The organism is Phocaeicola plebeius DSM 17135 (assembly GCF_000187895.1).
Classification (GTDB): domain Bacteria; phylum Bacteroidota; class Bacteroidia; order Bacteroidales; family Bacteroidaceae; genus Phocaeicola; species Phocaeicola plebeius.
In genome coordinates, this window is the sequence record NZ_DS990134.1 from 90,929 (window position 1) to 103,985 (window position 13,057).

10 protein-coding genes are annotated in these 13,057 nt (G+C 49.6%); 7 read left to right on the forward strand and 3 right to left on the reverse strand.

The annotated features are described in order from the left end of the window. The first annotated feature begins 340 nt into the window (after nt 1-340). Nucleotides 341-1,174 carry a YqhG/Tai3 family protein gene (locus BACPLE_RS15290; protein ID WP_007563587.1) on the forward strand — a complete coding sequence of 278 codons (834 nt, stop codon included), beginning with the start codon at nt 341-343 and terminating at the stop codon, nt 1,172-1,174. A 12-nt stretch (nt 1,175-1,186) separates the two neighbouring features. Here the strand turns inward: BACPLE_RS15290 and BACPLE_RS15295 are convergent, their stop codons facing one another. After that, nucleotides 1,187-1,762, reverse strand: a complete 576-nt coding sequence (locus BACPLE_RS15295) for a Crp/Fnr family transcriptional regulator (protein ID WP_007563588.1) — start codon at nt 1,760-1,762, stop codon at nt 1,187-1,189. Between the two features lie 39 nt (nt 1,763-1,801). Then, nucleotides 1,802-3,145, reverse strand: coding sequence for an MATE family efflux transporter (locus BACPLE_RS15300; protein ID WP_007563589.1), 1,344 nt, complete (start codon nt 3,143-3,145; stop codon nt 1,802-1,804). A gap of 234 nt (nt 3,146-3,379) precedes the next feature. Here BACPLE_RS15300 and BACPLE_RS15305 point away from each other — a divergent pair, with 234 nt between their 5' ends. The 6 genes from BACPLE_RS15305 to BACPLE_RS15330 all read left to right on the forward strand — a co-directional run bounded on the left by BACPLE_RS15305 (nt 3,380) and on the right by BACPLE_RS15330 (nt 12,339). Further along, entirely contained in the window at nt 3,380-4,411 is a 1,032-nt protein-coding gene (locus tag BACPLE_RS15305; RefSeq protein ID WP_007563591.1) for an efflux RND transporter periplasmic adaptor subunit, read from the forward strand. A 13-nt stretch (nt 4,412-4,424) separates the two neighbouring features. After that, nucleotides 4,425-7,466 carry an efflux RND transporter permease subunit gene (locus BACPLE_RS15310; protein WP_007563592.1) on the forward strand — a complete coding sequence of 1,014 codons (3,042 nt, stop codon included), beginning with the start codon at nt 4,425-4,427 and terminating at the stop codon, nt 7,464-7,466. Between the two features lie 58 nt (nt 7,467-7,524). Further along, nucleotides 7,525-8,829 (forward strand): TolC family protein, encoded by a 1,305-nt coding sequence (locus BACPLE_RS15315; RefSeq protein WP_040313331.1) that lies wholly within the window; start codon nt 7,525-7,527, stop codon nt 8,827-8,829. A 36-nt stretch (nt 8,830-8,865) separates the two neighbouring features. Continuing rightward, nucleotides 8,866-9,927 carry a sensor histidine kinase gene (locus BACPLE_RS15320; protein ID WP_007563594.1) on the forward strand — a complete coding sequence of 354 codons (1,062 nt, stop codon included), beginning with the start codon at nt 8,866-8,868 and terminating at the stop codon, nt 9,925-9,927. Continuing rightward, on the forward strand, nt 9,914-10,696 hold the full coding sequence (locus BACPLE_RS15325) for a LytR/AlgR family response regulator transcription factor (protein ID WP_007563597.1): 783 nt from the start codon (nt 9,914-9,916) through the stop codon (nt 10,694-10,696). The genes BACPLE_RS15320 and BACPLE_RS15325 overlap by 14 nt, the downstream gene beginning before the upstream one ends. A gap of 272 nt (nt 10,697-10,968) precedes the next feature. Further along, on the forward strand, nt 10,969-12,339 hold the full coding sequence (locus tag BACPLE_RS15330; RefSeq protein ID WP_007563598.1) for an MATE family efflux transporter: 1,371 nt from the start codon (nt 10,969-10,971) through the stop codon (nt 12,337-12,339). On the opposite strand, the gene BACPLE_RS15335 is transcribed toward BACPLE_RS15330, so the two are convergent. Further along, complete coding sequence (locus BACPLE_RS15335; RefSeq protein ID WP_040313390.1) at nt 12,329-13,057, reverse strand: SDR family NAD(P)-dependent oxidoreductase; 729 nt, start codon at nt 13,055-13,057, stop codon at nt 12,329-12,331. The two genes, BACPLE_RS15330 and BACPLE_RS15335, sit on opposite strands and share 11 nt — an antisense overlap.

Here is a 13,057-nt window from a genome sequence, read left to right on the forward strand (position 1 = left end):
CTATTCTCGCTAAGGCTGAAATATAGAGTAAACGAAGTAAAGTAATCATATTTGTACCAAGTTATATATAATACACTGATATACAGTAGTAATTATCTTTGAGGAAGTAAAATAATCTGTAACAAATAGATAACAGAAATTCCGTATAATCCGAAAGGGTTATACGGAATTTTTTATGCCTTGATACTTAGCATGTATTGGCTGAAATGGCAAATAAAAAAGTATGGTTTTCATGTTTTGTGGGGATTTTTCTATATTTGTGCAGATTAGTTTGAAGGAACCGCGAACAAGAATGTTTCCAGCTGTACAATCTGGAGATGCAGTCTAATAATATTATACCATGAAAAGAAAGTTTATATTTATATCTGTTTTGTTGTTTTGTTTTAGTACTGTCTGCTCCGGTGCATGTATAGATGAAATTAAAACGTTCTATGCGAGCTATATGACGAATATTTTAAATGTGGATTCAACCAATGAAGCACTATGCAGGAAGTATTTAACTGAAGAATTGGCTGCTAAACTTCAAAGAATGCGTAATGCCACGGGAGGAGATCCGATTATACGGGCGCAGGATATGAATTCAGATGCAATTAAGACATTAAATGTAAGAGAAATTGCAGACGATTGGTATATGGTAAGCTATCTTTGGAATGAAAAAGATAGTGCTAGTCTGGTGGAGATTCCATTAAAAGTGGGGTGTGTGAATGAAAAATGTAAGATAGTATATATTACCCCTATTGAAAATGGTAGTCAATATGGAAATGAGTGGTTGACCGGTTTTGAAAATACAGCTTCATATAAAATAGATAGTTCGTCGGGAGAATCATTGGTCGAAAGTTTTTATAAACTTTACGTGGCTACCTATTGCAGCATGTGCAGCGATTTGAATTCCAAGTTACAGTCTTTACGCTTGTCTCATCTGTCTCACACAGCTTTAGAACAATTCAAGAAGGTAGAATTAGAAAATTTGCAGGATGGCTTCGGGGGCTATGACCTTTTGATTACGAATTTTGATTTCGACAGTATGTGGTTTCACAGTTTGAAGGTTGTTCCGTTGGAGACTGATAATTACCAGGTTACTTATCAGGCAGGGAAGTATACGCATCAAATAAATATCCAGACGGCATATCGGGACGGTAGATATTGGATTAATGCCATCACCGGAGTTCGATAAGTATTCATACCGTTATTTCTTCTTGCTCAGTTCTGCCCGTATACGACTGAGCGACTGAGGTGTGATAAACAAATAAGAAGCGATGTGCTTCAGCGGTACGTGCTGCAACAATTCTGGATTTTGCTCCAGGAGTGTCAGGTAACGCTGTTTGGCTTGTGCGGCACCTCCGTTTATCATCCAGTTTTCCATGTCCAGAAACTGGCGTTCAAAGATGATTCTTCCGATGTTGGCGAACAAAACGGAAGAAGAGAAAAAAGTCTCCAGCTTGCTTTTAGAGATACGGTAGACACGGCTGTCGCTCATAGCTTCGATGGAAACCAGAGAAGGAAGTCCGGCCACATACCCCCAGGAGGAAAAGATACTGTCACCTTGAAAAGCAAACCAGAGCGAAATATCCACTCCGTCGCGCAGGTAATGTCCTCTCCAGATACCGTCAGCTACCAGATAGAAGGAAGAGTTACGCTCTCCCTCCCGTACGATATGTTCCCCTTTCCGGTAGGTAAGCAGTTCCATCTGTTCCAGTAGCTTTTCGGCTTCCGGCTGCGCCAGTCCGTATTTTTCACGAAGTATCTCAATAAAAGCTTTCATACCTTTTTGCGTTTATGCAGGCACAAAGGTAATAAATCTTTAGCTTCGTTTCCTGTGACAATAGATGGTAATGACAAAAAGAAAGGTCAGCAGTTCGGAAACGGGGACGGCCAGCCAGATTCCCGGTACTCCCCACAGGATGGGCATCAGCCAGAAACAGAATAGGATGAGGATAAAACCACGCAGCAGGGTGATGGCCATGGCCGGACGGTCGCGTTCTACACTCTGGAAATAGCCGATGGATACAATGTTGATGCCGAAGCACACGAAGCCGGAAGCAAACAGGGGAAGTCCTTTAACGGCCAGGTCGTGTGCCGGATAGGAACTGTCGATAAACCACGAGGTGATTTGAGCGGAGAACAGGGCTGTAACGGCAAATACCACTACACCGCAGGAGATGGCGGTCAGCAGGGCCAGGCGAAAGGCAGCACGTACGCGCTCCGGATTTCCAGCACCGAAGTTGTAGCTGAGAATGGGCTGTGCCGACTGGGCAATGGCATTGTATACCATAAAAATGATGGGGAAGAAGTAGCAGGCGATGCTGTAGGCAGCTACTCCGTCTTCACCCAGGTAGTGAATGAATACGTAGTTGCCGGTAAACATCATAGTGGCAATGGCCGCTTCACAGAGGAAACTGGACAATCCCAGTTTGCACATATAGCCCGTGTTGCGGAGGGTGAGACGCAGACTCTTGGATGATAATTTCACTTTGCACAAGTGCAGTACCCGGTGCGGCTGCATCAGGTAAATCAGAATCATCAGGGCACCTACGATGTATCCCAGGCTGGTAGCTAAGGCCGCACCGAACATTCCCCATTTAAGAACGAAAATAAATAGATAGTCCAGTCCGATATTCAGCAGGGCCGGTATGATGTTGCACACCATGGCATAATTGGGCGAGCCGTCCAGTCGCACGAAGAACATGCCGGAACTCAGCAGGGCACTGAAGACCAGGAAGGGGACAAACCAGTGCATGTATTCCGTGGCGAGAGGCAGCAGACGGGGAGAGCTTCCCAGCAGCAAGGCAATTTTCTCCACATTGCAGAGGATGACTGCGGCGTAGGCGATGAGCAATAAGGAGGAAACCACCACTGCCTGCGTGATATTGATGCGGGCCACCTTTACCTTTCCTTGCGACAGGTGAATGGAGGCTACAACCGATGCACCGATACCGAACATCAGCGCCACTCCCGTATTGATGAGGAAAAGCGGAGCTGTAATGTTGACGGCAGCCAGGGCATCACTGCCGATACCTTTTCCCACAAAAATGCCGTCGGTAATGATGAAGATGGCCGAGAAAATCATTCCCAGCACCGTAGGGATAAGTAATTTCCGGAATAATTTCGGAATGTCCATACTTCCGAAGTCAATACTGTCTTTCATGTCTTTTCTCTGTTTTTTGCATTTGGCTGCGAAGGTAAGCCAATTCTTACACTAAAAAATTCACAAATGGTAATAAATCATTTTTTAGTCTTTTCCTGCAAATGCACCGAAAAAGGTTTGGGTGGCTGGTTTCTACGGTTCAGTCACTTCAGGCGCGGCTTGGGAATAATTCCCGTGAAAGGGGACGATGGGGCCTGCTATCTTTGTGGCGTAGAATGATAATATTGTAGAAGAATGAAAACAGAGATTTTATTTCTTGCAGGGATGTGCTTGTGCGCATGCAGTCGTACGCCACAGGAACAGGCCTCTTTTCCCAGCGTGAAGGTAGTTCATGCCGAAGTCATGGAGGCTCCCTCTTCACGGTGCTATACGTTTATTTCGCAGCCTTACCGCTTGTCTGAACTATCTTTTCGGGTGGGAGGACCTGTGCATGCATTTGATGTGCAGCAGGGACAGTTTTTCCGGAAAGGACAACTGATTGCGGCCATTGATGAACGTGATTTTGTTATCCAGAAACAGCGCACGGAGGCATTGTATCGTCAGGCGGAGGTCGATTATGCCCGTATATCCAGTTTGTATGCCAAAGATAACATATCCGGCATGAATTATGAGCAGGCAAAGGCAAACTACGAACGCACCAAGGCGGATTATGAAGCGGCAGTCAACGCGTGGGAAGACAGCCGTCTGTATGCGCCTTTCGACGGTTATGTGCAGCAGGCGCATATCGAGCGCTACCAGGATGTGAAACCGTCGGTTCCGGTGGTGACGTTTATCGACCTTTCACGCATCAAAGTAGAAGCCTACGTGCCCGAGGATATGGCGTTGCAGATGCGGCAGAAAGATTCTGTGGCGTGTGTGGTCCGCTTCAATGCACTTCCTGACAGGGAATTTGTGCCTTCTGAATATTTCCTGACGCAGACTGCTACGGAGAACAACATTTCTTATTTGCTGACTGCCATCTTGGATAACAAGGACGGACGTTTGTTGGGAGGTATGTCAGGTACACTCGCTGTGTCGTATGCAGCCGATGGAGAGAAGAATCACCTGACACTCCCTCAGAAAGTGGTTTGCCATGATCCGGAACACGGGGCATTTGTGTGGTGCGTAGACGGACAGAGCCGGGTGAAACGAGTTGCGGTGACGTTGGGCAAGCTGAAAAAGGAGGACCGGGTAGAGATTCTGTCGGGCGTTTCATCGGCCGACCGCGTGATAACTACACGTTTGCCGTTTTTGTCGGAACAGGAGCAAGTGACCATCGAAGAATAAAGGAGGAAGACGAATGAAAGGATTAGCGAAATTCTTTTTGCAGAACAGGGCCTTGAGCTGGTTGTTGCTGGTTCTGATATTGGGAGGAGGTATTTTCTCTTACTACAATATGGGGAAACTGGAGGATGCGCCGTTTACGATTAAGCAGGCAGTGGTCACTACCTCTTATCCGGGGGCTTCTCCTATGGAGGTGCAACAACAGGTGACGGATGTGCTGGAGGAAGCCATTCAGTCATTGGGTGAGCTGTATTATCTGAAAACGGATAACCGGGCCGGTCTGTCTAAAATCACGGTATATGTAAAGAAGGAAATCCGTGCCGACGAGATGCAGCAGCTTTGGGATAAGTTGCGGCGGAAAGTGGGAGATGTGCAGTCCAAGTTGCCTGCTGGAGCCGGACCGTCGGTGGTGAACGATGATTTTGGCGATGTGCTGGGTGTATTCTACGGACTGAGCAGCGAAACGCATACCTATCGTGAGCTGGAGGATCAGGCCAAGCGAATCAAGAACGAGTTGCTGAACGTGAAGGATGTGGCCAAAGTGGAATTGTTCGGCGTGCAGAGTCGCACGATTGACATAACGGTCAATCCGGCATTGCTTTCCAGCACCGGTGTAACCATGGCCGATATTGCTTCTGCCTTTGAGCGTCAGAATAAGGTGGTGGATGCCGGAGGAGTGGAGACGTCTTCTCATCGTTTGCGGGTGGAAGCTTCCGGTAGTTTCTCCAGTCTGGAAGAACTGGAAAATCTGACAGTCGTTTCCCGGCAGGGAGAATATTTCCGGCTCGGAGAGATTGCGGAGATTAGCGAGAGCTATGTGCGTCCGGCCAGAAACCTGATGAAGGTCGGGAATGTGCCTGCGGTGGGTATAGCCATTTCTACGGTGTCCGATGGAAATGTGGTAGAGATGGCGGAGCTGGTGGCAAACCGTGTGTCAGACTTGCGTGAGGAAATGCCGGATGGATATAATCTGGATATTATCTATGACCAGGGACACGAATCGGCTGTGGCCAACGAGGGATTTGTGTGGAATCTGATTCTTTCGGTCCTGACCGTGGTGGCCGTACTGCTGTTCTTTATTGGCTTCAAGAATGGAATCCTGATTGGCAGCGGACTGATATTCTCCATTTTCGGTACGTTGATTTACATGCAGTTTTCCGGCATAGCCTTGCAGCGTATGTCGCTGGCAGCCATTATCATTGCCATGGGTATGCTGGTGGACAATGCCATTGTGGTGTACGATGCCGCACTGGTGAACATGCAGCGGGGCATGCGAAAGAGAAAAGCCATACTGGATGCCGTGTCGGGCACTTCCATGCCGCTGTTGGGAGCGACTCTGATTGCGGTACTGACCTTTCTTCCGGTCTACCTGTCGCCGCATATCACTGGTGAAATCCTGTCTTCACTGTTCATTGTCATTGCAGTATCCCTTTTGCTGAGCTGGGTACTGGCCATTACGCAGAATGTATTCTTTGTGCAGGAGTTTGTGCGTCGTCCGCGTCCGGATGAGTTGAAGGGCGAATTGTTCAGTGGCCGTGCATACGACCTGTTCCGGCAGGCATTGAGATGGACCATACAGAGACGCTATGTGGTTTTAGGAGCGATGGTGCTGTTGCTGGTCATTGCCGGATGGGGATTCCGCTTTATTCCGCAGCAGTTTATGCCCTTGCTCAACAAGCAGTATTTTTCGGTCGACGTCTGGTTACCCGAGGGTACACGTATAGAAGAAAGTGACCGTCAGATGACGGAGATGACAGCCTATCTGAATTCTTTGGAAGGAGTGAAAAAGGTGTCGTCGTTTGTCGGACAGACACCGCCCCGTTATTACCTGGCCAATGCGGCTTATGGTCCGCAGCCTAATTATGCGCAATGTTTGGTAGAAGCAGACACGCCGGAGAAGTCACGTGAGCTTCAGGCTATGTTGTACGACCGTCTGCCGGAAATGTTCCCGGACGCGCTGGTCCGTGTGAACAGTTTCGAGATAAACTCCATTCCGCAGGCCTTGATTGAGGCACGCTTCTGCGGAGATGATCCGGAGGTACTCGATTCTTTGACCAACCTGGCACTGGAAATCATGCGGAAGAATCCCAAGGTGCTGAATGCCCGCAATGAGTGGGGAAACATGGCACTGATGATTAAGGCCGATTATGATCCAGTAAAGGCCGGAAGGCTGAATGTGGGACGGCATGACATGATGAATGCCGTGAAAGCCGTCAATGACGGTACGGCTGTAGGGGTATATCGTGACCGCGACAAGAAAGTGCCGGTGTTGCTGCATACGGATGTTAAAGGTTCCTGGGACATGGAAAGCGTGGAGGACTTGCCGATATGGAACGGGCGTAATTCTGCTCCGTTGGGGCAGGTGGCCAACGGCATCGGGCTGGCATGGGAATATCCCCTTGTGCGCACGTACGACCGGAAGCTTTCCATGGCTGCCCAGTGCGACGTGAAGCGGGGACATACCATGAAAGAAGTTCACTCTGAAATCCGGGAAGAGATTGAGCGCATTCGTCTTCCGGAAGGATATACCTTCTTCTGGGACTCACAGTACAAGGACCAGAAAGAAGCCATGGCTGCACTGACTAAGTATTTCCCGCTGGCACTTATCATGCTGCTGGTTATTCTGGTCATGCTGTTTGGCAACTTTCGTCAGCCCTTGATTATTTTCCTCATTCTACCCTTGTCTTTGATAGGGATGGTCTTTGGTCTGTGGGTCACCGGATTTCAGTTTGGCTTTTTCTGTATCGCAGGCTGGCTGGGATTGCTGGGAATGATTATCAAGAATGTGATTGTGCTGCTCGACGAGGTAAATATCCAGCAGAAGGCCGGTGTGGAGCCTTATACGGCTGTGATAGAGGCCACGGTTTCCAGATCCCGTCCGGTATTGATGGCGGCCCTGACCACGGTGTTCGGAAGCATCCCGTTGTTGTTTGATATTGTGTTTGGCGGGATGGCGGCTACCATTGTGTTCGGACTTTCTTTTGCCACCCTTCTGACACTGTTTGTCACTCCGGCCTTGTACACGGTTTTCTATAAAATATCCAAACGGGGTGAATAAAAAGAAGAAATGTGTGGCCCGATAAAAAATGTTTCTCTAATTTTATAACTATATTGAGATGAATAGAAGAATGATGATGTGCTGCATGCTGGGACTGGCGCTGGGAGTCCATGCCCAGGAGAGTGTATTCTTGCAGCAGTATCGTGAAAAGGTGAAGGCCTATAATCAGGATATAAAGTCGGCAGGATATGCCGTTTCCATCCGTCAGGAGGCTGAAAAATCGGCTAAGGCAGATTTTCTTCCTTCGCTGAGCGGAAATGCCAATGCCAGTTACACGGGTAACCCGCTGGAACTCTACAGGGAACTTCCGTCCATAGAAACTCCGCTGTATTTTCAGGGGCGTGACACCAAGTACGGGGCTTCCTTGACTTTGTTGCAGCCTGTCTATTCGGGAGGAGCACTGAAAGCCGGACTGGAGAAATCCCGAAAGGAAAAGGAGAGTGCCTTGTACGAAGAAAAGCGGGTGACGAACGACGTGCTGTATCAGGCAGACCAGTATTACTGGAATAAGGTGGCCTGTGAGGAAATGGTGGAGGTGGCTGCCGGTTTCAAGGAATCGGTGGCAGCCCTGGTGGAAGTGGTCAGGCATCGTGTGGAGGAGGAGTATACCGACCGCAACGACTTGCTGATGGCGGAAGTCAAGCTGAATGATGCCGAGTTCCGGCTGGAGCAGGCCCGCAATGAAGCGGAGGTGGCCCGGCTTTCGATGAACTCTTTTTCGGGGGAGGCTTCTGACAAGGTGATACTGACCGATTCGCTCGTGGTTCCGCTGACTGAAGTCCTGGTGTATGAACAAACGCTGGAAACAGCTATGGCGCATCGTCCGGAATTACGTATTGCAGCCAATCAGGTAGCTATCCAGCAGTCGGCTGCCCGTATTGCCAACTCACGGTATCTTCCCAAATTGTCTGTCGGGGTAGACGGAAGTTATTCTTCGCCCGGATATGACTTCAACTCAGATTTGGACCCTAATTACAGGGTGTATGCCAAACTGAGCGTACCGATTTTTGAATGGGGAAAGCGGAAGAATACACGGCGCATCGGCAAGCTCGATGTGAACAGGGCGCTGGAGAACCAGAGTAAGGTGGCCGACGGCGTTCGTCTGGAGGTGGAGACTGCCTACTATACTTATACGCAGGCCGTACGTCAGGTGTGCCTGACGGAAAGCTCGCTGGCCAAGGCGGCAACGAGTGAGCAGCTGGCCATGGACAAGTACAAGGAGGGTACCATTTCTATTGTCGAGGTGCTCAATGCGCAGATGTATCATCAGGAGGCGGAGTTGAACCATATTCGTTCGAAGCTCCGTGCGCAACTGGCAAAGAGCAGTCTGGAACGGGCTGCCGGCCGTTTGGGCGAGTACTGATGTGAAGGGATTGTAATAATAAAGTAAACATAAAGCATGAAACAAGGAATGAATTCCGTGAACCGGTATTTGTGGGACGTACTGCTGTATGCCTGCATGGGATGTTTTTCGTACTTCTTTTTGGTGCACTATGCCGATATTCCCGTGCGGTTACAGGACAGGCTGATGACCTTTCATACGTTTCTGGCTGTCATTGTGTCGTTTTGCGGAGTGGGACTGAGCATGCGCTACATTAATGAGCGGCTGCTGACGTATTACCCTTATTTTCTGCGGAACAAACGCATGCTGTCGGCCGGACTGATTGCGGCAGCCGTTATCCTGCTTTTGTCCAATTACCTGCTGTTGGTGTCGGTCAAAGCATTGGCCGGCGTGGCTTCTCCCTTTCATCTTCAGCGCAGCGGACTGACGGTGATTCTGCTGGTCTGGCTGGTGGAGCTGGTGATTGTGGGGCAGTTTATCCTGAACCGTTTCTATGTGGACGTGGTACGCCTTTACAAGCGTGCCGAAGAGCTGGAGGAAAGCACGGCGGAGGCCCGCTACCGCACCTTGCAGAACCAGTTGAACCCGCATTTCCTGTTTAACAGTCTGAATACCCTTGTTTCTGAAATTGAATATAACCCTGTGAATGCCATAGAATTTACCCGTAACCTGGCCGATACGTACCGCTATATCCTGTATTGTCAGGATAAGCATACGGTGGAGCTGAACGAAGAACTTCAGTTCCTGGATACTTACGTGCTGTTGCAGAAGGTGCGTCTGGGAGATTGCTTGCAGGTGGACAACCGGATTGCCGATAAGTTTGGCGAGACACCGGTGCCGCCCTTGTCGCTTCAGCTGCTGGTGGAGAATGTCATCAAGCACAATGTCATCAGCATGAAAAAGCCCATGACGGTGAAGATGTGGACGGAACCGCAGGGAGACGATGTATGGATTTGTGTGGCCAATGCCGTACGTCCGAAGCAGGGAGGAGTGACTTCCGGAAAGGGACTGGAAAACCTTTCCCAGCGGTATCGCCTGCTCTGTGGAAAAGAAATCGTGATTGAACAGAATGAAAAAGAATTTATCGTAAAATTACCTTTGCTATATGACCAAGATTAAGGCAGTGATTATTGAAGATGAACTTCCGGCGGCGCGTCTGCTCGACAAGCAGCTCAGGGAACTGCGTCCGGAATGGGAGGTAACGGTTCTTCCGGGAACGATTGAGGATTCGGTGAAATGGTTTGCGGAACATCCTCATCCGGACATTCTGTTCCTGGACATTCAGTTGACCGACGGTAATTCGTTTATTTTTATCGAACAGGCACGGCCGCAGAGCATGATTGTGTTTACCACAGCCTACGATGAATATGCGGTACGGGCTTTTACGGTGAACAGCATCGACTATCTTCTGAAGCCTGTGCATAAGGAACGGCTGGAGAGTGCCATTCAGAAGTTTGAACGTTTTTCGGGCATGGGGAAGGGCGAACTGAACAAGCTGCTGGGCATTGAACAGTTGCTGCATTCTTTTGCCGAAAGGCAGGAAAAACAGTATCGCACCCGTTTCCTGATATCGGGAGCCAAACGCTTCTATACGATTCAGGTGGGAGACATTGCCTACTTCTATTCGCTGGATAAGGTGACTTTTGCTGTGACAAAGGACGGGAAGGCACACGTGGTCGACCTGCCGCTGAGCAAGCTGGAAGAGCAACTGGACGGGCGTGTTTTTTTCCGGGTGAACCGCCAGTTTATCCTCTCGGCCGATTCCATACGCAATATTCAGCACTACTTCAACGGAAAGGCCGTGGTGAGTGTATGGCCGGCGTATGAAGGTACGATACAAATCAGCCGCGAACGGATGACTCTTTTGAAGATGTGGTTAAATAGTTGATTCTTTGTGTTTTATAAATCTGTTGGGATAAGTTGAAAAAACGCCTTTGCGTTTGATTCAGAACGGCCTTGCGTTTGAAGTAAAACGTAAGGCCGTTTCAGATAGAATGTACTTGTGTTTGGTTTGAAACGCAAGTGCGTTTTTTTAGTGCTTGATTTAAGGCAAAAATATTGCTCGAATTACCTTATTTAACGGGATGATTTTCTTTCGTTTCGTGACTTTCGTGTACTTTTGCACGCTTATTAAGATTTTAAGGATAACGAGAGGAAATTATGGCACAGTCTAGAGAGATGACATCAGGGCCGAGTCTGCCGCTGATTCTGAATTTTACTTTTCCATTGTTACTGGGCAACCTGCTCCAGCAGACGTATTCGCTGGTGGATGCGGCTATTGTCGGAAAGTTCTTGGGTATCAATGCGCTGGCTTCTGTTGGTGCCAGTACGTCGGTCGTCTTTTTGATTTTAGGATTCTGCAACGGGTGTTGCGGAGGTTTCGGCATTCCGGTGGCACAGAAGTTCGGAGCCCGCGATTATGTGACGATGCGGCGTTATGTATCAGTGAGCCTGAAGCTGGCGGCGGTGATGTCGGTCGCGGTAGCCATTGTCACCAGTCTGCTTTGCGGATTTATCCTGCGTTCCATGCGCACACCGGAAAATATTTTTGAAGGGGCCTACCTCTATCTGCTGATTACCTTTATCGGTGTACCATGTACGTTCTTCTATAATTTGTTGTCCAGTATCATCCGTGCGTTGGGCGACAGCAAGACCCCGTTCTGGTTCCTGCTTTTCTCTACCATACTGAACATTGTGCTCGATTTGTTCTGCATCCTTACGCTGGGGTGGGGAGTGGCTGGAGCAGCCATTGCTACGGTCTTCTCGCAGGGCTTATCGGCCTTGCTGTGCTATATCTATATGTACCGTAAGTTTGACATTCTGAAAACCGAGCCTGCCGACCGTCGTTTCCGTGGCGACCTGGCCCGTCAGTTGCTGTACATCGGGGTACCGATGGGATTGCAGTTTTCCATTACAGCCATCGGTAGTATCATGCTGCAAAGTGCGAACAATGCGCTGGGTACGGCCTGTGTGGCAGCTTTCACGGCAGCCATGCGTATCAAGATGTTTGTGATGTGTCCGCTGGATAGCTTGGGAATGGCCATGGCGACCTATTCCGGACAGAATTACGGGGCCGGAAAGCCGGACCGCATCTGGATGGGTATCAAGTCGGCCACGCTGATGATGACCGTCTATGTCATAGCGATTGGTGCCCTGATGTGGGGACTGGCCGAAAAGTTTGCCCTGCTGTTCATCTCGCCGGATGAGACCGAGATTATCGACGATACGGCTTTGTTCCTGCACATCAACACTTCTTTCTTCTTCCTGCTGGGTATGCTCAGTATTCTTCGTTATTCCATTCAGGGAGCGGGCTATACACGGTTGGCTATGTTCTCCGGTGTGTCGGAAATGGTGGCTCGTGTGCTGGTCAGTCTGATTGCGGTTCCGTTGTGGGGATTCTGGGGCGTATGCTTCGGCGACCCGACAGCCTGGCTGTTTGCCAACCTCTTCCTGGTTCCGGCATTTATTTATGTGTACCGCCGTTTGCAACGGATTGTGGTGAAAGAAGGACGGGTGGTGGCTAATTCCTGACAGTCATCCGCTTCCAGAGGAAAGGGGGTATCAGTCGCCAGAGAGCCACCAGTATGCGATAGCGCCAGTCAATCACGACAATGCGTTTCTTTTTCTCCAGGGCACGTACGATGTGGCGGGCCACTTTCTCCGTATGCATCAGCATGGGATAGTGTTTGCCGTCGTTCAGGAGTCCGGTGGCTACGAATCCCGGACGAATGTCTGTAAACCGGATGGAAAGTTTCTGGATGTGAGCCAGTTGTTCCAGCGCATCGATGTAAGTGTTTTGGAAACGTTTGGTGGCAGAATAGGCCGGAGCAGCTCCCAGTCCTTTGGTTCCGGCAATGGAACTGATGACCGCCAGGTGTCCTCTTTTCTGTTGGGCAAAGTAGCGGAAAGCGGCTGTCACCATGCGCACAAATCCGGTGCCGTTGGTTTCCAGTGTACGGAGTTCGATTTCCGGTGCCAGCTGGTAGTTCTGGTGGCCGATGCCTGAGCAGTGCAGGTAGAGGTCCATGCCGCCCATTTCTTCAATCAGTTCCTGCAGGCGGTCGGTCGCATCCTCCTGACAGATGTCAATGGCCCGGATGTGGATACGCTCCGGAGCCAGTTGCTGCAGTTCTTTCAGGTTCTCTTCACGCCGGCCTGCCAGTCCGAGTATCCATCCCTTCTGGAGCAGTTGCAAGGCCGTTTCTTTTCCGATACCGGAAGTAGCCCCTACGATGAGGGCACGCTGTAT